The organism is Shewanella japonica (assembly GCF_002075795.1).
Lineage (GTDB): Bacteria > Pseudomonadota > Gammaproteobacteria > Enterobacterales > Shewanellaceae > Shewanella > Shewanella japonica.
Map to the genome: position 1 here is coordinate 3,595,440 of NZ_CP020472.1, position 21,653 is coordinate 3,617,092.

The 21,653-nt window shown below is 38.0% G+C and carries 15 protein-coding genes, 1 other RNA gene and 1 pseudogene; 6 read left to right on the forward strand and 11 right to left on the reverse strand.

The window, feature by feature from the left end; genetic code table 11:
• Positions 1–59: 59 nt before the first annotated feature.
• The 7 genes and pseudogenes from SJ2017_RS15480 to SJ2017_RS15510 form a co-directional block, all read right to left on the reverse strand.
• Positions 60–1,538 (reverse strand): HDOD domain-containing protein, encoded by a 1,479-nt coding sequence (locus SJ2017_RS15480; RefSeq protein WP_055025688.1) that lies wholly within the window; start codon positions 1,536–1,538, stop codon positions 60–62.
• A gap of 298 nt (positions 1,539–1,836) precedes the next feature.
• Positions 1,837–3,162: an isocitrate lyase gene (aceA, locus tag SJ2017_RS15485; protein ID WP_055025689.1), complete on the reverse strand. Its 1,326-nt coding sequence runs from the start codon at positions 3,160–3,162 to the stop codon at positions 1,837–1,839.
• A gap of 80 nt (positions 3,163–3,242) precedes the next feature.
• Positions 3,243–4,898: a malate synthase A gene (gene aceB / locus SJ2017_RS15490; RefSeq protein ID WP_080916313.1), complete on the reverse strand. Its 1,656-nt coding sequence runs from the start codon at positions 4,896–4,898 to the stop codon at positions 3,243–3,245.
• Between the two features lie 1,520 nt (positions 4,899–6,418).
• Positions 6,419–6,895: pseudogene (locus SJ2017_RS15495) on the reverse strand (GGDEF domain-containing protein); the annotation flags it as partial.
• A gap of 12 nt (positions 6,896–6,907) precedes the next feature.
• The gene (locus SJ2017_RS15500) at positions 6,908–8,113 is read right to left on the reverse strand and encodes a tetratricopeptide repeat protein (RefSeq protein ID WP_156003310.1); all 1,206 of its coding nucleotides are present in this window, start codon (positions 8,111–8,113) and stop codon (positions 6,908–6,910) included.
• A gap of 38 nt (positions 8,114–8,151) precedes the next feature.
• Entirely contained in the window at positions 8,152–8,364 is a 213-nt protein-coding gene (locus SJ2017_RS15505; protein WP_080916317.1) for a hypothetical protein, read from the reverse strand.
• Between the two features lie 37 nt (positions 8,365–8,401).
• Positions 8,402–9,244, reverse strand: coding sequence for an SAM-dependent methyltransferase (locus SJ2017_RS15510; RefSeq protein WP_080916319.1), 843 nt, complete (start codon positions 9,242–9,244; stop codon positions 8,402–8,404).
• A gap of 336 nt (positions 9,245–9,580) precedes the next feature.
• Here SJ2017_RS15510 and SJ2017_RS15515 point away from each other — a divergent pair, with 336 nt between their 5' ends.
• Positions 9,581–10,111, forward strand: a complete 531-nt coding sequence (locus tag SJ2017_RS15515; protein WP_055025693.1) for an outer membrane protein assembly factor BamE — start codon at positions 9,581–9,583, stop codon at positions 10,109–10,111.
• A gap of 158 nt (positions 10,112–10,269) precedes the next feature.
• Here the strand turns inward: SJ2017_RS15515 and SJ2017_RS15520 are convergent, their stop codons facing one another.
• A complete protein-coding gene (locus SJ2017_RS15520; RefSeq protein WP_080916320.1) occupies positions 10,270–10,602 on the reverse strand; it encodes an RnfH family protein in 333 nt (110 codons plus the stop codon).
• Positions 10,592–11,029 carry an SRPBCC family protein gene (locus SJ2017_RS15525; protein ID WP_080917500.1) on the reverse strand — a complete coding sequence of 146 codons (438 nt, stop codon included), beginning with the start codon at positions 11,027–11,029 and terminating at the stop codon, positions 10,592–10,594. Before SJ2017_RS15525 ends, SJ2017_RS15520 begins: the two co-directional genes overlap by 11 nt.
• A gap of 203 nt (positions 11,030–11,232) precedes the next feature.
• Here SJ2017_RS15525 and smpB point away from each other — a divergent pair, with 203 nt between their 5' ends.
• Positions 11,233–11,730: an SsrA-binding protein SmpB gene (gene smpB / locus SJ2017_RS15530; protein WP_055025695.1), complete on the forward strand. Its 498-nt coding sequence runs from the start codon at positions 11,233–11,235 to the stop codon at positions 11,728–11,730.
• A 72-nt stretch (positions 11,731–11,802) separates the two neighbouring features.
• Positions 11,803–12,158, forward strand: a transfer-messenger RNA (tmRNA) gene (gene ssrA / locus SJ2017_RS15535).
• Positions 12,159–12,398: 240 nt separating this feature from the next.
• Here ssrA and SJ2017_RS15540 read toward each other — a convergent pair.
• A complete protein-coding gene (locus SJ2017_RS15540) occupies positions 12,399–12,740 on the reverse strand; it encodes a zinc ribbon domain-containing protein YjdM (protein ID WP_055025696.1) in 342 nt (113 codons plus the stop codon).
• Between the two features lie 455 nt (positions 12,741–13,195).
• Here SJ2017_RS15540 and SJ2017_RS21510 point away from each other — a divergent pair, with 455 nt between their 5' ends.
• The 3 genes from SJ2017_RS21510 to SJ2017_RS15550 all read left to right on the forward strand — a co-directional run bounded on the left by SJ2017_RS21510 (position 13,196) and on the right by SJ2017_RS15550 (position 19,851).
• On the forward strand, positions 13,196–13,366 hold the full coding sequence (locus tag SJ2017_RS21510) for a hypothetical protein (RefSeq protein ID WP_156003313.1): 171 nt from the start codon (positions 13,196–13,198) through the stop codon (positions 13,364–13,366).
• Positions 13,367–13,446: 80 nt separating this feature from the next.
• Entirely contained in the window at positions 13,447–18,672 is a 5,226-nt protein-coding gene (locus SJ2017_RS15545) for a hybrid sensor histidine kinase/response regulator (RefSeq protein WP_167692930.1), read from the forward strand.
• Positions 18,673–18,747: 75 nt separating this feature from the next.
• Positions 18,748–19,851 (forward strand): response regulator, encoded by a 1,104-nt coding sequence (locus tag SJ2017_RS15550; RefSeq protein ID WP_080916323.1) that lies wholly within the window; start codon positions 18,748–18,750, stop codon positions 19,849–19,851.
• Between the two features lie 100 nt (positions 19,852–19,951).
• On the opposite strand, the gene SJ2017_RS15555 is transcribed toward SJ2017_RS15550, so the two are convergent.
• Positions 19,952–21,451: an ATP-binding response regulator gene (locus tag SJ2017_RS15555; RefSeq protein ID WP_167692931.1), complete on the reverse strand. Its 1,500-nt coding sequence runs from the start codon at positions 21,449–21,451 to the stop codon at positions 19,952–19,954.
• Between the last annotated feature and the right edge of the window lie 202 nt (positions 21,452–21,653).

Below are 21,653 nucleotides of genomic sequence, written 5' to 3' on the forward strand. Positions count from 1 at the left end.
CAATACTGGCTAATGTCATTAACTTAAGTTTTTAGCCTAAACCTTGCACAATCCCAAGCTTACTTCATTGTTAAACCAAAACATAAATTAGCCAGCTGACTCAAATGGCAAAAACCATCAAAATCCTGCTGAGACAAAGGTCTTTCGGATGCATGCTTATCGGCATAAAACACCCCTATTACTTTGTCGTTTACGACAATTGGCGCAACCATAAAGCCTAAAGCAAAATTCACTTTGCTATTAAGGTCTTCATTTTTTCCTTGTTGAACCAACATTAGTTGGCTATTTTCAGCTGAGTGAATCAAGCTTGGTTTTTTAGCGTCAACGACCTGTGAAAATGGGTTCAACTCCCCTTGCATATCAATTAGTAGCTCTTGCTTAAAAAACTCTGCACTCTCGCCAAACACAACCCGAGCAGATAGCTGCTTTCGGTTAAGTGATAGCAACATCACCGCGCATCTATCAACACCAACCCCATCTAAAATACCTTCTAATGCAGTCTGCACCACTTGATTAAAGTCCGCTTTTTGAATGGCATGCTCAGTCAATTCACGCAGCTTTTTCAATTGCAGCACTAAATCGGCATCACGAAATTGCGGTTTTTGTTCTGGCTTATCTAAGCACAAAATGATTTCTGCAGTATCGGGAAGGTATTGAATTAATTCAGTAGCCCCATAATCTTCAGCTAACCTCATTGTGGCTTCTGCGCAGCGACTGATCCTCGACTTACATTGCTCAAGACTAATTCCTTGAATTTCTGCAGCAGCTAAGAGTAAATCATTGAGCTTTTCTGGGTTAACATGAGGCTGATTCAACGCTTCAGAAATTTCATTTGCTAGAAAAATAGTCCTTATTTCAGGCATTCTCTCATCAGGGTGAGACAGTGATGTGGTTAATACGTCACCTAAGCCCCAAGCTCGAGCAATGCTTTGAGTTAATTGCGAAAATGATGTCCCAAGATGCTCACGCACAATAGCCTTTTCATCTTTTACTGATGGGGAGACTAATATCGCTTGATCTAAGTTATCAACAAATTCGCCACCAATGCTCCAAAATGCACTTTCACCAATGCGATATAATAACGAAGCGATAAACACTTCTTCACGAAGTGCTTCATCATAATCTTTAAGCATCACCCGCGAAATCATGGCAGCTTGAAAAGAGTGCGCCATGAGTTTGATTAATCGTTGATACACAGACTCAGATAAATTGTTATTTTCGAGCAAGCTGGTGAGTAGTTTGGCGGTAATACAAATATTGCGAATGGTATCAAAACCCAGCACCACGGCAGCTCTACTGACCGTTGTAACGTGATTAGTGCCTTTATTATAAATAGCACTGTTGGCCACACGTAATATCCGAGTGGTAAGCGCATTATCATGCAGCACACTACGACCTAATGTCGCTAATGATGACACATCATCTTTTGCCAGCTTTTCTAAATCCCTGACGGTTGAACACAAAGCAGGCATTTCTTGTTCACTGATACGCTTGGTCCAGTAGTCGACGCCTTTAGTGATAGGTAAAGAGTTTTTCAATGCTTAAGTCACCAATTGTTACAATAGTTTTACTATAACTCTTTATGTGAGCGGATGAAGCATTCTTAGCAAAAATCATTCGAAAAATTTATCAAAAAAAACGGCTCCGAAGAGCCGCAACACAAGCGATTGGTTGAAAACTTACTGGGTAGGAAGTTAAAAATCCTCGCATTAAGAACGACAACTAGCTTGCGCTAATATTCCAAATACTGGATAAAAACCCGGTGAAACCTGTAGGTGAGTAACACCGGGGGAAATCAGCTGCAAAGCAGCTAAACTGTTACAAGGTTAATAAAGGTTAAAACTGCTCTTCTTCGGTAGAACCAGTCAATGCCGTCACTGATGATTTACCACCTTGGATACAAGTCGTTACTTGGTCAAAGTAACCTGTACCCACTTCTTGCTGATGCGATACGAATGTGTAACCTTTTTCAGCAGCGGCAAATTCAACTTCTTGTACTTTTTCAACGTAGTGCTTCATACCTTCACCACGAGCGTAGTCATAAGCTAAATCAAACATGTTGTACCACATGTTATGGATACCCGCTAACGTGATGAATTGGTACTTGTAGCCCATATCTGAAAGCGCTTGTTGGAATTTAGCAATTGTTGCGTCATCCAAGTTTTTCTTCCAGTTAAATGACGGTGAACAGTTATAAGCAAGTAACTGATCTGGGTATTGTGCGTGAATAGCGTCAGCAAACTTCTTCGCTTCTTCAAGACAAGGTTTTGCCGTTTCACACCAAATCAAATCAGCATATGGCGCATAAGCTAAACCACGTGAAATCGCTTGGTCGATACCAGCATTCACACGATAGAAACCTTCTTCGGTGCGATCGCCGGTGACAAAGTCACGGTCATAAGGATCGCAATCTGAAGTCATTAAATCTGCAGCGTTTGCATCAGTACGTGCAATGACTAATGTATCAACACCGCTAACATCTGCTGCTAAACGTGCAGCAACTAACTTTTGTACAGCCTCTTGAGTCGGCACTAATACTTTACCGCCCATGTGACCACATTTTTTAACTGATGCTAATTGGTCTTCAAAGTGAACCCCAGCAGCACCCGCATCAATCATAGATTTCATTAATTCGAACGCATTTAACACACCGCCGAAACCTGCTTCAGCATCTGCTACGATTGGTAGGAAGTAATCAGTGTAATTCTCATCACCTGGGTTAACTTCTTTGCCCCATTGAATTTGATCAGCACGACGGAATGAATTATTAATACGTCCAACAACTGCAGGTACTGAGTTAGCTGGGTATAATGATTGATCTGGGTACATAGTGCCTGCTAAGTTGGCATCTGCAGCGACCTGCCAACCAGAAAGATAAATAGCTTCAATACCGGCTTTTGCTTGTTGAACCGCTTGACCACCCGTTAATGCACCTAAAGAATTAACATAGCCTTTTTTAGCGCCGCCATTAACAAGATCCCATAGTTTTTCTGCGCCACGTTTAGCAATGGTATTTTCAGGTACCACAGAACCACGTAGTTTCACTACTTCTTCCGCTGTAAACGGACGCTTAACACCTTTCCAACGAGGGTTTTCAGCCCAATCCTTCTTAATCGCATCAATTTGTTCTTGACGAGTTAGTTGCTTATTAGTGTTAGACATAGTGTTACTCCTTCCTGTGTAATTCGTTATGTTTTACTGATTAATATCGGTGCTCACACCCCAATGTGAAGCACCATTTTTTAAGCGGTTAACAGCTCATAGCCTGGTAACGTTAAGAAATCGACAAGTTCATCTGAGGTGGTAATTTCATCAAACAAACAAGCAGCTTGATTAAATTTACCTTGGTTAAAACGTGCTGAACCTAGTTCCTGCTCAACATTAGCGAGCTCTTCACTGAGCATCTCTTTGAATAACGCTTTAGTGACAAGTTTGCCGTTAGACAGTGATTTTTCATGCTGGATCCATTGCCAGATTGAAGTACGAGATATCTCTGCAGTTGCCGCATCTTCCATGAGTCCGTAAATTGGGACACAACCGTTACCTTGGATCCACGCTTCAATGTATTGCAGCGCAATGCGGATATTTAAACGCATGCCATCTTCGGTACGTTCCCCATCACAGGGGGTGAGTAACTCATCCGCTAAGATAGGCGCATCAACATCACGAGTAATGTGCAACTGATTAGTGCCTGCACCGATATAATCGTTGAATATGGTCATTGCTGTATCAGCAAGTCCAGGATGAGCGACCCATGTACCGTCATGACCATTGCGTGCTTCAAGTTCTTTGTCGCCTTTAACCTTTTGCAGTACTTGCTCATTTGCTTCAGGTGTTTTAGCTGGAATAAATGCCGCCATACCGCCCATCGCTAACGCACCACGCTTATGACAGGTTTTAACTAACAAGCGTGAATATGCACTCAAAAATGGTGTGTTCATCGTAACGGCTTGTCTGTCTGGCAATACACGGTCTGCATGCTTCTTCAGTGTTTTGATATAGCTAAAGATGTAATCCCAACGACCACAATTTAATGCCACAATGTTTGAACGTAACTCATAAAGAATCTCATCCATTTCAAATACGGCAGGTAAAGTTTCAATCAAACAAGTACATTTAATCGTGCCAGGTTTTAGACAAAAACGTTCTTCAACGAAAGCAAACACTTTTGCCCACCAACGTGCTTCAACATGGCTTTCCAGTTTTGGAATGTAAAAGTATGGACCGCTGCCTTTAGCTAAAAGCTGATGATAGTTGTGGTAGAAGTACATGGCGAAATCAAATAAGCCACCCGGGATAGCCTCACCTTTAAATTCGACATGCTTTTCTTTAAGATGCAAACCACGTACTCGACAAATTAGTACGGCAGGATCTTCATCTAAGCTGTAATGCTTACCGGTATTTTCGGCTGTAAAACTGATGTCACCTCTGACGGCATCTCGAAGGTTAATTTGGCCTTGAACCACTTTCTCCCAACTCGGCGCTAATGAGTCTTCAAAATCTGCCATAAACACTTTTACGTTCGCATTCAGAGCATTAATAATCATTTTACGGTCTACTGGACCGGTTATCTCAACACGACGATCTTTCAAGTCGTCTGGCATGCCTCGAATTGACCACTCACCGTCTCTAATAGCACGAGTTTCAGGTAAAAAGTCTGGTAATTCACCATTATCAATTCGTTGCTGTTTTTGCTGACGCTTACTTAGTAACTCAGGCACTTCTTGAGTGAACTCTTCACAAAGCGCAGCTAATAAAGATAAAGCACCATCATTAAATATCGTATCTTGTCCTGGGACCCCTGGACCGATTAATGCAAGTTCTGCACTTGTTGGTAATTCAGTATCAGCACTTGGCTGGGATTTCGCATATCTAGCCACTAATTGTTCTGCTGTCATATTAAGCCCCTTGAGCATAAGTCAGTTTCAAAAGAGAGAAGGTAGTCGTTAAATGTCATTCATCGTTAACTGGTCTAAGGTTGCCTTACCTAACCTTGGAAACTTGATGTACTCATTGTTATCCAGTCCTAAGTTAGTAAAAGAAGTTACGTAAAACTCAATAAGTCGTCTCAATGACAGTCTTACACGAACTCTTTAGGCCTTGCTCCTTTCCATCTCTATCTTCAAAACAAACTAGCCAATATTTAACCGTCAAATGTTTGTTTCGTACTAAAACCTAACGACAAACCTTTGCATTTGCAACAGCTTGAAATTGCTCTCGAGCGAATAAAAATAGCAATATAAATTGGTATGACCATAACAAATCAAAATATAAATACTTGATTAAAAACAACTTAAAATAAATACATTTTGTTTTTATTTTTTCATTGGTCAATTGTCTTACAAGTTAACCAAAGACAAATCAAAGAAAATTAATCCGTAATTAAAATACGTGATGTAAATTTTTAATTACAGCATTTTTAGGGTTTTATACCAAAGTAGAATTAGATGTTTGTTTTGAGCTGCCCTTAAGGTAAAGCAATTAAAATCAACAAATACAACATATTAGCTAAAGGGCCACCCCAAACCAATTCAAACAACCGTTTTAATTTTACGTTAACGTAAACGTAATGAGCAATGTAGAATATTTACTCTAGACGGTAACCGATGTAGTCCGATCAACATCACAAAAAATATTGGTTCAGCTGAAAAAAAAGACGTTTTTTTTACAAAAAAGTTAAAAAAAACTGTGATTTCGAGTTTTACACTGAAAAAGCGCCATTGTGAGCAGCAAAAAAGAACACCATGCGTTAGCGATAGAATGAAGGGGTCATTGGTATAAGCTCAAAGATGCAACTCAAGATAGTGGCAGTGTCCCCAGGTTTAGCTGTTAGCTAAAAAACATACTCCTATTTGAGGTTCTACTCGTCGCTGCAAACATCGAGAACAATAAAAAGTAAGCAGTAAGCAGTAAGCAGTAAGCAACGAGGAAGATACGGCATACTAATGTTTTGAGTATCAATAAGAGTTCTGAAGACGAGAATGTTACCCCTTCCCCCTCTTTCATTTGGCTTTTCTATTCACACGATTAAGCGATACCGTTAAAACTTAAGATTGCAATAAGATGACGATAAGATTGCACTCAAGCGAGTAAGCTCTTAGTGCTTTAAAGATGCGAAGTAGCCGAAAGATAAAGCGCGAGTTACCATGCCTGCAAGCAGCCTATACGTAGCGTTAAATAGCGGGCTTTCGTTAAATTATCTACCGTGAAATTATCTACTGTTAAATGCGCTATCGATAAAGCACGCGATAACTTAAGCGCAGTGGTTGAGCCAAAGCTCAAAACAGCACCAGTATTGAGATGTTAAATATATCAATAGAGAACGAGTTTTCTTTTACGAGATAAATGGGACTGCTCATCGGTTGAAAGTAGTAAAGTGAGATAGTTTTTAGTTTGGCAGTTTTGTAAGTTAGAAGTGTTATAAACAGACGACCCTATTTCGTCCATTAGATTTGGCCTGATAAAGCGCTGTATCAGCTCTGTTGATAATAGGATCTAAGCTTAAATCCTCCTCCGCTTTATCACTGACTCCTATACTGGCTGTAATGGTAAATTGGTGACCAGAGTATCGAGTGTTAATGTTAGCAAAAGCCTGACATACATTCTCTGCCACTTCATTAGCTAACATTTTATCCGTGTTAGGCATAAAAATAGCGAATTCCTCACCACCTAAACGACAAGCAATATCGGTACTACGCTTATATTCATTGATGGTATCTGCCACTTTCTTTAACGCCCAATCACCAGTAGCATGGCCAAAGCTGTCATTGATTTTTTTAAACCAATCTAAATCGATCACTACAACGCTGAAAGTTCCACCACTGGCTAACGTTTTAATAAATTCATTCTCAGCCTTATCAATCCCTGCTCCACGATTAAACAAACCCGTTAATGAATCAACTTGAGCTTACTTTCGGAACTGATTTCGTTGATTCCAAGCGGTATAAAGGAGTAAAGCCAATAACGCTACCGTACCTGCAAGTACCGTAGAAAACATAAACGAAGCGCTTTTCTCATTGTTTAAAATGCTACGCTGTTTGGCAATCATCTCGTGATCTTGTACTAACTTGTTTAACTCTCTGGTTTTTTCTGCACTATCAAACTTAACCATTTGGTAGGCATTTTCTTTAACCTTTTTCTCGTCTAGTAGTTGCACGCCAATAGCATGAGCTTGCACTTGATATTGATAGGCTTCTTTAAACTTTCCTTGCTTACTTGCGATCACCGATTGAACGTGAAAGGTTCGTTTCTTGCCTTTTAAATTCATCGGTTCATTAGGGAGTTGCTCAACAAGCTTGGCATACGTTAATGCTTGGTCATAATCTCCTAGATGAAAATACACTTCGCTTAAATAAGCATGGCTATCATGTATTTCTATATGAAATTTAAACGCTTGATAGCGCTCTAACGAATCCAAATACCCGCTAAGTGAAGCTTGGTATTGGCCAGTTTCAAATAATACGTGTGACTGGCCTTTAATAGCCATCGCAACAATAAGAGGAAAGTTATGCTTATTACAATACAGTTCGGCTTCTTTGAACTGAGAAGCGGATAATTCAAAATTTTCTAACTTTAGGTTTGCAACAGGTAAATATAATTTTGCGTAACATTCGTTTTTCTTATTTTCGCCTTTGTTTAAACTTAAAATCTCAGTTGCAGTGGTGAGCATTTCTTCAAATGCATCAAGCTCCATATACACGTTCATTAAGCGAATATACGCGTTTACTTTTATCTTGCTGTCATCATAACTATCAATTCGGGCTAGACTTTCTTCCAGTAATTGAAATGCTTGCTGATAATTATTCTGCCCAATATTGGCAGTGATTTTATACATCGAGATTTGCGTCATTAACTCGTTATCAGGCTTGAACAACAGCGCCTTATCGAGCGTAAACAAGGCTTGTTCAAATTCACCTAAATATAAATGTTTAATACTACTAAGCGTATGAAAACGCGCTAACTGCAGTTGAGACAATTGGTTTTGTTGCTTTTCTAATGTTTCAATTTGCCTTTCTGATTCGGTTAAATCTACTTGAAGCGCTACCTCTAACGTGTCCAGTTGCTGATCAAAATCCACAGCAGCATTAATGGCATCACTAACAAGTAACGCCATTAAAACGACTGTGAAACGTAAAAAGTGATTAAGCACGGCTATTTTGTATGATTTGATATCAGCAAGAATGCTTTCATTTCAATATCACCCGCTAATGCACTCACTGCTTTAGCATCACCAGATAATACTGCTTTGATTTCATTTTCAGATAAACCATAGTTTTTCATTGCCCCCTCAGGGTCTTTTTTATAGGTTTCTAATAATTTCGCATCAGTATTAAGTTCGGTAAAAAACTCCGTTAAATTTGCCATTCTATTTCCTTCTTTGTTATTTCAGGTTTGGTTTACGTTATCCGATATCACACGCACTGATCCCAAGCTTTTCGAGAATACTCAGATTAAGGCTAAGTGTTTCTGAAGGTGGGATCATCAAAGTCGAGATCATTTCTAAACGAGCATTGGGTAAGTTTTTCAAGGGTAATCTCTCGACTCTTGGTGTTTGTGTCGGCAAATTAGCAGCTTCATAAATCACGACTTCATGATCTAGCGGATACCACTGAGATAAATGGGCGACTAAAATGTCTAAGCGTTCGCGTGTGGTAGAGAATTCAGTTAACGTATGCTCGCCAGCTAATGCGATTTGCCACAGCAATAAATGGGTTTTGGGGTTTGGAGTATGCTGATACAGCATAAACTGAGTTGCTTCGTAGCTTTGGTGCCCTGAATGGCCAGGGTCAATACCTAAATCAGCCCATAGACAAGCCTCTGCAGAAATCCCCGGTAGCATGTCAGCTGGATAACCTTCTTCACGAGCTTGTGCAATAGCAAGATGTGAAATGCAAGCAAACACGCCAGGGTGACCATATAACGCCACCACCACATTTTTATCTAACCTGAGTTCGTTAAGAATAGCTTCAACCATTTGTGCATAGGTATCTCGGCGATTTTTAACTTCACCTTTTTGAGCATAAAAAGGCTGTAATGATCGATGATTATCATTCAGGCTTTGAATCCAACGTTCAGTAAAGCCATCTGGCACTAGAGAAAACACAATATCGGCATGTTCAATATAACTTTGACTCAGCACACTAATGTGCCCAGCAAGTTGCAGACCCGTGCCGACAAAAACTAACCGACCATCTTTGGTTTCAGTATGCTGTTTTACGTTATGTTCAGAGTAAATTGGTGACATTATTTATCATTATTCTTTCGTCAAAAGTTAATTACTTAACAAACCTAACCGCCAATTAAATCCTATTAATTTCTATATGATTCAAATTTTGCATAAGCGCTTATATCAAACTTATAGAATTACATTCAGATTTTCCATGATTTTCTACATTTTCGTAACATCATCAAGCGTAAAAGAATTTATAACTAAGTCATTTACCGATAGCATCATTGAACTATATCTATAATATCGACTCTATTATTCACATCGTTATAGCATTCTCAGCGAATAGCCCCTTGTCAGCATAGGGACCCCTTGGGTATGATGTCGTCAGATTTTTAGGAAGTAGCACAGACAATGATAAACAAAAAACAAAGTCTTACCCTTTTAGGCGCAGTTGCGCTTTCAGTTTCTTTAAGTGCGTGTAGTGTTTTTGATTGGCTGATCTATAAGCCGGATATCGCACAAGGCAACTACATGGAATTACAGCAAGTTGAAAAGCTGCGTGTAGAAATGACCAAAGAACAAGCTGAGTACATTCTTGGCCGCCCAGTTCTTCGTGATAGTTTTGCCGATAATGTTTGGTATTATGTTTATCACTTCAAAAGTGGCCGTGACGCAAGTATCACTCACAAAGAGCTCATATTGTTCTTTGAAGATGATTTACTTGTCAAAGTTGAAGGCGACTACAAACTCAGTGAGGACTTTGACACTCCTCTAGAATCAGGTGCCTTGCCTTCGATTTCATCTCCTACTGTTGAACCTTTACTTCCAGAACAAGATCCTGCATCAATTCGTCGTGATGCTAAACCTCTGGTTGAAGAGAACCGTCTAGAAAAAGAAAATGACGTGCCAACAGGAAATGAGAATATGCCAAAAGGCGAATAAGCATTAAGTGAAAAACTGACTTATACAAAAAAGCGGAAAGACACGTCTTTCCGCTTTTTTATTGTGAAAAATAATCTAAGTACACAACAAATTATGACACAGCTTCATCATTGTGCTTGGTCAAGCTCAGTGCCCACTGTGTAACCTTGAAAATTTCGCTAAATTTTCGCACCAGTAATCTTGTTGCTACGTCCCTCTTCTTTCGCTTTTTCTGCACGCTTACGGCGAACATCTTTAGGATCTGCAATCAAAGGACGGTAAATTTCAATTCGTTGTCCAGGTACAAGCACCTCATCGTGCTTTGCTTGTCGACTAAAAACTCCTAATTTTACTTTAGCTAAATCGATATCAGGAAAGAAACTTGCCATGTTGCTTTGCTTTACCGCGTCAATAAAGCGAGTACCATGCGCAACATTAACCGTAATCACCTTTTGCTGCTCAGGTAATGCGTAAATAACATCAACTGGAAATAAGTCTGTCTCATTTGTCATGGTAAATCACCTTAGCTCGGTCAGTAAAAGCAGTTACCATTGAATTCATCAACTCTTTAAAAACACGACCAAATGCAATATCCGCTAGTGGGTTGGAAAACTCAAAATTTAAATCGAACTCCACTTTACAAGCATCATCAGTTAACTCAGTAAAACGCCACATGCCATCTAGGTTTTTAAATGGGCCATTTTCTAATGTTAACGACACACTTTTACCTGACACCACTTGATTACGAGTGGTGAATGTTTTTCGGATCCCAGCCTTTGAAACATCAACAGATGCAACCATGGTTTTACCATCAAACTCAATGACTTTACCGCCAACACAACCTGGCAAGAATTCATGGTATGACTCAACGTCATTAACCAAGTCATACATTTGCATCGCACTAAAACGAACCAACACATTTTTTGAAATTTTTGGCATGAGTAACAACACTATCGATAACAATGAGGCAATTTTAACACGCTTACAGTAAAACGCATCCATTACCCTGATGATTAAACTCGCATCTTTAAGTGGTTTGGGTATAATCCCTTGATTAGTTTTTTCTCTCCCCCATATCTACCACGGTAAGCATAAGTGACTAGAGTTTTTAAATGGGATAACAGCGGGCATTAAACGCGATTATGGTAAAAAAGAATTCAAAAAAGTCAAAGAATCCACCCGCTACGATTACACGTAATAAGCGCGCGACCTTTGAGTTTAAAATAGAAGATAAAATCGAAGCTGGGTTAGAGCTTCAGGGCTGGGAAGTAAAATCCTTGCGTATGGGCAAAGTCACCCTTGCGGACTGTTACGTTTATATCAAGCATGGTGAAGCGTTTATGCATGGCTGCACAGTACAGCCTTTAAATACCGCATCAACCCATGTGGTTTGCGATCCAATTCGTACCAAAAAACTGTTATTAAAGCGCAGTGAAATTGATAAGCTTGAAGGCCTAATTGAGCGTCAAGGTTATACATTAATCCCCCTTTCACTATACTGGCGCAAAGGCGCTTGGGTAAAAGTTGAAATTGGTTTAGGTAAAGGTAAAAAAGACCACGATAAACGCCAAGACACTAAAGAACGCGAATGGAAAGTAGAACAATCTCGCGTAATGAAGAAGTCTAGACTGGACGGATAATGTACAAACGATTGTTAATTGGTGAAATGCACTAGGTATTTTGGCATTTAACCGATACAATCAACAAACTTTGGGGGCGATTCTGGATTCGACAGGATTCACGAAACCCTGGGAGCATGTCGAGGGGCGGTTGGCCTCGTAAAAAGCCGCACTGTTATAGTTGCAAACGACTCTAACTACTCTCTAGCAGCTTAGGCTAGCTAGCCATCAACCACACGTCTTGCACATGGGCAGTGGATTTTGATGGTCATCTTACATCGTGCTAGCGAGGGAACCTTGTCTGGGGGTGAACCGCGAAACAGTACCGGACTCGCCTTGTAATATCCTGTCTTTCGGAGCTTGCAAGGTTAACCAAAAGAGAGACTAAACATGTAGCGCCTTGGATGTAGGCTTTCTGGACGCGGGTTCAAGTCCCGCCGCCTCCACCAAATACCTAAAAAGGGCTTAGCAGCAATGCTAAGCCCTTTTGTTTTCCTACAGATTTATTTTTTCCTGATAATACCAATCAACAGGATACTTAAAATCCCATATCGCATTATGTACCTGCCGTATATACATCATGCTGTTGCATATACATAGTGCTGTTGTATATACATAGTGGTGTTGACTTGGCACATAAAAAAACCTGCACTTGGCAGGTTCTTTTTATTATTATTTGAAAGCTAAATTTAGTTTTGCTTTCTTACAAATTTAGACTTCAGCATCATTTGGCCATGGCCATCTACTTTACAGTCAATATCATGATCAGCATCAACAAAACGTTTAATAACGGCTTTGGTGCCTACTTTAAGCACTAATGAAGATCCTTTTACTTTAAGATCTTTAATCAGTGTCACTTTATCGTCTTCAGCAAGTAAGTTACCCACTGCATCTTTTAATATGATGGCATCAGGATCGATGATTTCTTCGTTTGGGTTCCATTCATGAGCGCACTCAGGACAAATAAGTTGCGAACCATCTTCGTAAACATAGACAGATTCACATTTAGGACAAGGTGGGATAGCGCTCATGGTCAATTCTCTTTAATTAAAAGGTTTATGCCTGTATCACTCATAAGTATTTTATTTGCGAACAGAAATAGATATCTAACATTATACGTAAAAACAGTAAAATCGACTAGTTTACTTATGTGTGCTAGCTATCATGTTTACGAAATACTTTAATAAACATGATAGCTAGCACTCTAACGAGCATTAACAATAGCCCTCCAAATTTTACAAACAAGCATTACATTTAAGTTTGTTTTATGTACAATCAACTCAAGTTTGACACTTTTGATAGCTAGCATTACTTTTAATTTCATAAAGTTACATTAAGATACGCTTAATTAGTTTTAGTTTGATTTTATTTACTATAAGAATAGCAACTGTTTTAACTGAGAACGCGGCGGAGAATTTTTATAGTTCTCGACTTTACTAATGATTAGACGTGATTTCCCCATAGAGAATGTCATAGGTATATGGATATGAATAGACATATAAATGCCTTAGTTAGGTCAATATTAGAAGATAATTCAAGCTTATCTGACTCTCCTAATAGCAATACAATCAACAAAGACACTAACAGTGCTATTTGGGGCAAACAGCAGTTTATACAACCTAACCTAGCCTCTTGTGTATCTTTTAATGAAAGATAAATAGAATACTGCCGGACAATAATTTAGACAATCACTGCTATTTATTATCCCTTAAGAATATGAAATAAATGGATTTAATTTTGAAACATAACCTGTTATTAATATTACTAATCGTTCTATTTTCAAATGTAGATTTAGCGACTGCAAATGATGGCTCCCCACTTAGATTTGAACATTTAACAGAGGATAAAGGAGGCACATCCGCAACAATTCTGGACTTAATAAAAAGCCAAGATGGCTTTATTTGGATGGCAACACCCAACGGGTTATTAAAATATGATGGTTATTCAACAAAAACATTTAAGCATCAACCAGAAAAGCAAAATTCTTTATCATCTAGCTATATTCATTCAATTGCAGAAGACCAAGAAGGCATAATTTGGATTGGCACTGAAAAGGGGCTAAATAGTTATAACCCACAGTTTGATAGCTTTACTCGACATACTGAATTATTTCCGGAACTTAATTCAACAACCATTTCTGAGTTATATATCAATGAAAATACCCTCTGGATAGGTACTTGGGGACAAGGTTTAACAGAATATAATTTACTTAGAAAAGAATTCGTTCAGCACAAAATGCAAGACTCTGCTGCTAACTCTATTGCAAATAATTTCATTAAAGTTATAAAGCCGGATTCTCAAGGTAACTTATGGATCGGTTTTAGCTCTGCACCTTTTAGTAGGGAAGATGGCAACGGGTTAGATATTCTCAATATTGAAACAGGCGTATTTACCCATATTGAACACGAAAAAAATAATCCAAATAAGTTACATAATCCAAATGTAAGTGCCCTACTGATTGATAAAGATATGGTTTGGATTGGTTATTATGGTGAAGGTTTTAGCCGTTACAATACTAAAACAAGCGAGTTTTTACATTTTACACCTAAAAGCCATTATGGATTCCCAGAGCGCGTCATGGATATAAAACAAGCTGATGAAAACGGCTTATGGATAGGATCAATAGATAAAGGGCTTACTTACTTCAATAAATCCACTTTCGAAATTTCAAACCACCTTCATGACGCATCTAAGCCTTATAGTCTTAATAGCTCAATAGTAACCAATATCATGATTGATAATGAGCATATGTGGGTAAGCACTTGGCTAGGACTTAATAAGCTCAATCGTGTAAGCGAAAACTTTAATTGGCTTAACCAAATAGATGATGAGCTTCCTGAGCAAATAAACGGCATTGCAGCAGATAGCAACGGAAACCTTTGGATTGCAGCAGAAAAAAATGGTCTAGTTTACTGGGATAAGAAACAAAAAAAAATCACTGAATACACACACATTCCAGGAACAAGTGTGGATCTCGCTGATGCGATAGTCATGAGTGTTAAGCTTAAAAAAAATGGTAATGTCTTAGTTGGCACAAATAAAAATGGTTTCTACGACATTAATTTTAACAACTACCAATATAAAAATTATGCATTGGAATCTCAAGGCGGTATTCTGCCTGACTCAGTCATTCTGGCCTTTTTAGAAGCGAATGACACTATTTGGTTAACTACTGGCAATAAGGGGGTTGTAAAGTTAAATACAAATGACAATTCAATCGTTAAATACCAACATGACCCCAATAATGAGAATAGTTTATCTTCAAATGTCCTTAACTATAATGCACTTTTTTTAGACTCAAGTAACCACCTATGGATTGGTACTGTTAACGCTGGAGTTAATCGCTTAAACACCATGACCGGTGACATCACACGCTACAATACTGGTACAAAAAGCTCACCTCTAAGCCATGATAATGTTACTAGTGTGTCAGAAAACAGTCTTGGCAGTTTTTACCTTTCCACTTATGGCGGAGGAATCAATAAAATTGATATCACGCCTCAAAAAACCACAGTTACCATCGTAAACTCTTTAAATGGATTGGCAAATGACGGTGTCGCAAGTATTCATATTGATAAAGATGACAATATTTGGGCAGCACTCGATAATGGAATAAGTAGAATTACACCTGAAAACCAAATCAGACATTTTAATTTTCTAGACGGTGCTTTACCAGGCCCTTATCAGGATGGTGGCTACACCAGTAATGAAGATTATATTTACTTTTCTGGTTATTCAGGGATCACCTACTTTAATCCTAATCAAATTCCGCAAAAAAAACGTACCTCAAAAGTTGTTCTAACTGACTTTCTTTTATTCAATAAACCTATTAGACCAAGCCAAGCTGAAGATGCAATTTTAAATGAAGCAATTAATAAAACATCGACAGTAACTCTAGACCATACCCAAGGCTTGTTTGGCTTTGCTTTTTCATCATTAGATTACAGTAACCCACTGAAAAATAAGTATGCATATCGTCTATTAGGTTACAGCGATCAATGGATTGAAACAGAAGCTGTGATAAGACGTGCAACATATACCAATATTGATGCTGGTAATTATACCTTTGAAGTGAAAGCTGCTGACAACGATGGTGTTTGGGGAGAGGACATTACTCAAGTAAAATTAATCATCTTAACTGCACCTTGGTTAAGTTGGTGGGCTTACTGTATTTATACTTTATTGATATTAGGAATTCTTCTTACTTTCTTATATTTATATAAACAAAAACAAAATGAACGATTTAAACGCCTTTTAGATACAGAGCAACATTACATTTCGACTCAAAAAAGGGAACAAATCTTACAATTGGCCCTTTGGGGGAGTGGCGATGAACTTTGGGATATTGACCTCATAGGTCATCAATTAACACGCCAAAATCCCATAGCAATACTGGGTCAACCTGAGGGAGTGAGTCAATGGCACATTTCAAATATGAGGAATGGGTTAATTCACCCACAAGACATAGAGCAAACTCGAAATGCATTCAAAGCACATTTAAATGGAGAAACAGATCATTACGAAGCAACTTACCGTGCGAAAACGACTAATGATGAGTGGTGTTGGCTACTCGACAGAGGCCAAGTAGTAGAAAAAGATACTAACCAAAACCCCATTAGAGTGAGTGGCACAACTAAGAACATAACCAAACTAAAGCACGCTGAAACCGAATTAAGGGATTTTGCCAATAAATTAGAAATGCGTGTGGCTAGTAGAACGATTGAATTGAAAGAAGCAAAAGAAATTGCAGAAGCAGCGACACAATTTAAGTCTGATTTTTTAGCAAATATGTCGCACGAAATCAGAACGCCAATGAATGCCATTATAGGTATGAGTTATTTAGCACTACAAACCGATTTAGATAAAAAACAAAAAAATTACATCAAAAAAGTAAATCAAAGTGGCGAATTACTGCTGGGTATTATTAATGATATTTTAGATTTTTCTAAAATCGAAGCCGGTAAACTTGAAATAGAACATATTGACTTTAACCTTAACGAAGTACTTGAACAGTTTACCAATGTCATTGGGTTAAAAGCGGTAGAAAAGAACTTAGAGCTGCTAATTGATATCGAACAAGATGTGCCACTTGGCCTTATCGGCGATCCACTTAGATTAAATCAAATCTTAGCAAACTTAGGCAGTAATGCAGTTAAATTTACTGATGAAGGCGAAATAACAGTTTCAGCAAAAGTAATAGAAGAAAATGAAGAAAGTGTGCTACTTAAATTTGCAGTAACGGACAGTGGAATAGGTCTAACGGAAGAGCAAAAAAACAACCTTTTTCAGTCATTTACACAAGCTGATAGTTCAACTTCTAGAAAGTATGGCGGTACAGGTCTAGGGCTAAGTATTTCAAAAGAACTGACTAACTTAATGCACGGTGAAATTGGAGTTGAAAACATCTCTGGAGTAGGTTCATGTTTTTCATTTACAGCGAAATTTGGCATTAGCCAAGGCATTATCTTGCCACAATTAATTTCACCTAAAGAACTAACTAACCTTAAAGTGCTTATTGTAGATGATAGCGAAACAGCTAGAAGCATTATGGAAACATTAGTTAAATCGTTAGGATATCAAGCTGACTTAGCTGATTCTGCTGAAACCGCATTATTAATGTTAAGCGCTGCAAATGAACGATCTGCCCCCTATGATTTAGCGATTATTGATTGGAAAATGCCTAAAACTGATGGTATTGAATTAATAAAAGAAATCGAGCAAGTATATCGAACATCTACCTCTACGAAATTAATGATGGTATCAGCTTGTGATGAAGAAGAAGTCACTCAAGCTATGAATACAGCTAATGTAAAACCAAGGCACATCCTCACTAAACCAGTATCAGCTTCCACCTTATTTGATGGCATTATGGAGACATATAATGTTAATGATGCGTGTAGCAACCTCGATTTCTTAAAATCGGATACACCAAACCTGAAATATGCCGAGCACCTCAGTGGAACCAAAATTTTATTGGTTGAAGATAACTCATTAAACCAAGAGCTAGCGATAGATATTCTTCAACAATATGGCATAACAATCACGGTTGCAGAAAACGGGTTAGAGGCCTTAAAGCAACTAGAGCAACAAGACTTTGATGGCGTATTAATGGACTGCCAAATGCCTGTTATGGATGGTTACGAGGCGACAAGAAAGATTCGCTCACAAGAAAAGTATCAATCTTTACCTATCATAGCAATGACAGCAAATGTGATGGCTACAGATATAGATAAAGTCATCGCCTCAGGTATGAATGCACATATTGGTAAGCCTATAAATGTGTCTCAAATGCTTGAAACAATCAGTCAATGGATCACCCCTAACAATCCGGTGGAATTTAATCAAAATCAAACTAGTCATGAGGCAGATGACAAGATTAACATTGATGGAATAGACACTGAGCTTGGTTTAATTCGAGCTAACGGTGATATAAAACTCTATAAGAAATTACTTTCACATTTTAATGTAACAGCAACTAGTTTTGTTAACGATTTTAATCAAGCTGACACTTCAAATGCCAGCTTGATATTAGCGCACACACTAAAAGGGATTGCAGGAACAATTGGTGCGACACAACTTCAAGCAACAGCTGGAACTCTCGAAACAGAGATTGCTAACGATGCTTCTGTGGAACAAATAGACGCTCAACTTATCAATGTAAAAAAAATATTAGATCCTATCATCGATGCCATTAATGATTACCTAAACGACCAATCAACTAACGAAATTCAATCAGAAAAGCTGTCGAATGAAGCCCTAAAAATAGCACTTGTTGAAATTAAGCAGTTAGCTGATGACTATGACTCTTCAATCAGTAATTTATTAGATTCATTAATCAATCAGTCACAAGGCAGCGAGCATTACCAAGATTTAGTAACGGCAAACCAATTAGCACAAGAGTATCAACTAGAAGAAGTATCAGAACTATTAAGTCGTATTTTAGAAAAACCTGATTTTAATTAAAAAGTATTCTTTTGCTGGCTTTCGATATCGGATAGTCCAGCTTAGGTAAATAAAAAAGGTATATAGATATAATTTATGAACTCCAATAAACAAAAGAGCATTTTAGTCATTGATGATACCCCTGCGAATATTGATGTTGTCAAAGGCGTATTATCTGACACCTATCAGATTAAAGTGGCAGTAAGCGGTGTAATGGCATTAAAAATACTAGAAAAACAAACACCAGATTTGATTCTTCTAGATATAATGATGCCTGAAATGGATGGCTATGAAGTATGTAAACGTATTAAGCACCAACCAAATACTAAAGATATTCCAGTTATTTTTCTCACAGCAAAAGCGCAAGAAGAAGACGAGTCAAAAGGTCTTTCGCTTGGAGCTGTGGACTATATAACTAAACCTATCAGCCCACCTATTTTAAAAGAAAGAGTAAAAAATCATTTAATGTTAAAAGAAGCCCAAGACTTTTTGAAACAACAAAATAAGCTTCTTGAAACAAAAGTCTCCGAGCGAACAATGCAGTTAAACGAGCTACAAGATGTAGTCATGGTCGCAATGGGCGCTTTAGCGGAGTCCAGAGATCCTGAAACGGGTAACCACATTCGCCGTACCCAACGTTATGTAAAGTCTCTCGCTTTGGAGTTGACAAAATACCCAAGATTCAGTGATTACCTAACCCCAGAAATTATTACTTCACTATACAAATCAGCCCCTTTACACGATATTGGTAAAGTAGGCGTTCCAGATGAAATTCTTTTAAAACCTGGAAAATTAACCTTCGAAGAGTTTGAAGAAATGAAACGTCACACCACCTATGGACGTGACGCTATTGTTGCAGCCGAAGGTTCAATGAATTTAACAGATAACTTTTTAATAGCGGCAAAAGAGATAGCTTATTCTCATCAAGAAAAGTGGGATGGTTCTGGTTACCCAGAAGGGCTTTCGGGTGATGATATTCCCGTTTCAGCAAGGATAATGGCTGTTGCGGATGTTTATGATGCTTTAATTAGTAAAAGAGTCTATAAGCCTGCTTTTAGCCACACTAAAGCATGCAGTATAATTATAGAAGGAAGTGGTAGCCATTTTGACCCAGACATGGTTAGCGCATTTAAAAATATCGCTGATGAATTTAATGAAATTGCAAAAGAGTTTGCTGATAAAGAAGGTGAGATACAGTAATTATATTCGTCTTATTCTCTCAGTAAGTACATATAACAATCTTCATAAAGTACGAATGTGTTAAGTTGTCCCTTAACACATTCAAATTTATTTAAATGTCTCACAGCTTTTTTAAAGTGATTTCAATCTCTGTTTGATTATCAGTTTCTGTATTAAGTAACAATTTACCTTGCATGACATTTGCTGATAATTTTGCAGAATAAGTGCCTAAACCTGTGCCTTTTTCTTTTCCAAAAGTGACGAATTTCTCAAAGAAAGAACTTCTGATTTCCTCTGCCACTTCACCTTTATTTTTAATGATAAAAACTAGGTGATGCTCCTTGGGGTTACATTCGATACTGATAGTACTTTCATGAGGAGCGGCTTCAACTGCATTTTTTATTAAATTATGAAACAAATTAAAACTCAGTGCAGAATCTCCTGCAAAAACATCTTCAGAGCTAATTTCAATATCAACACTTAAGCTTTTCTCTTCTATTTCGTGGGATAGAGCAGCAACTGTTTTCATAACTAAAGCTCGTGCATCAATGCTGGTAAGCTCAATATGATATTCATTACTTTCAAGTTTATGCATTATCATTTGTTGCTCAACCATTGCTTGAATGACCGCAGCTGATGACTTAATTGCAGAAATGTCCTCTTGAAATTCTGATACATTACCTTCTAACTTATTTACAGCAGCTAAGATAGTCGTTAAAGGGTTTCGTAAATCATGCTGAAAGATATGCTCAATATCATCTCGCAACCTAATATTATCCATCAGGGTATCAACTTGAACCGACATACTCTGGTGTTGGGTCACTAACTTCATGTGAGTATTTACTCTTGCCTTTAAAATTTCAGGAGTTATAGGCTTGGTTACATAATCAATTGCCCCAAGTGCAAGCCCTTTAACCACATCTGCAGTTTGAGTTAATGCTGATACGAAAATAATTGGTATGTGCTCAGTTTCAGGCTGGCTTTTTAATGCTTTACACACTTCAAGCCCGTCCATTTCAGGCATCATTATGTCGAGTAAAATTAAGTCCGGTTTATTCTTTTTCTGACAAATTTCTATGGCTTTCATACCACTTTTACAAGATTGAAGTTTATAGTCATCTTGTAATAGTTCATTAAGCAGTAGTAGATTTGCTGACTCGTCATCAACAAGTAAAATGCTATTCTTATTAGGAGGCGCAAGTTGCACATCCTCCATTTTATTTACTTGAGTTGAGCTAGCACGTGAGCTGGAAATTGGAGCACGAAAGGCTCGTGAAACTCGATCTCTTAACATGCCTTTGGAAAATGGTTTAATAAGATATTCTGATACACCGCATTTTATTGCTGTAATAACATCAGTTTGACTCACATTACCCGTGATCATAATAAAAGGAATACTCCGAGTTCCTTCATTATTTCGAATAGCTTTGAGTAAATCTAAACCATTTAACCTTGGCATATTCCAATCAGCTACAATAAGATCATATTTCTGCTTATTCAGCATTAATAACGCATCTTTTCCATCGTAGGCTTTATGGACAGTTTTAAAACCTATGTCATTAAACATACTAACTAATGTACTGACCATCAAAGGTAAATCATCAACAATAATCACGCTCATGTTGCGATACTCATTGGTATTTACGAACGAATTTGGCTTAGATGTATTCATTCTTCCTTGCTTAGTTAGATAAAGTCATAGCAACTTTTAATGTGAATGATTTTATTTTAATCCCATAACCGGAACTGAGCAATTAGTATAGGGTATATACTTGTAAATATTAAAATTATGGAATGGCCCATTTTGCTAGAGCCAAGTTTTA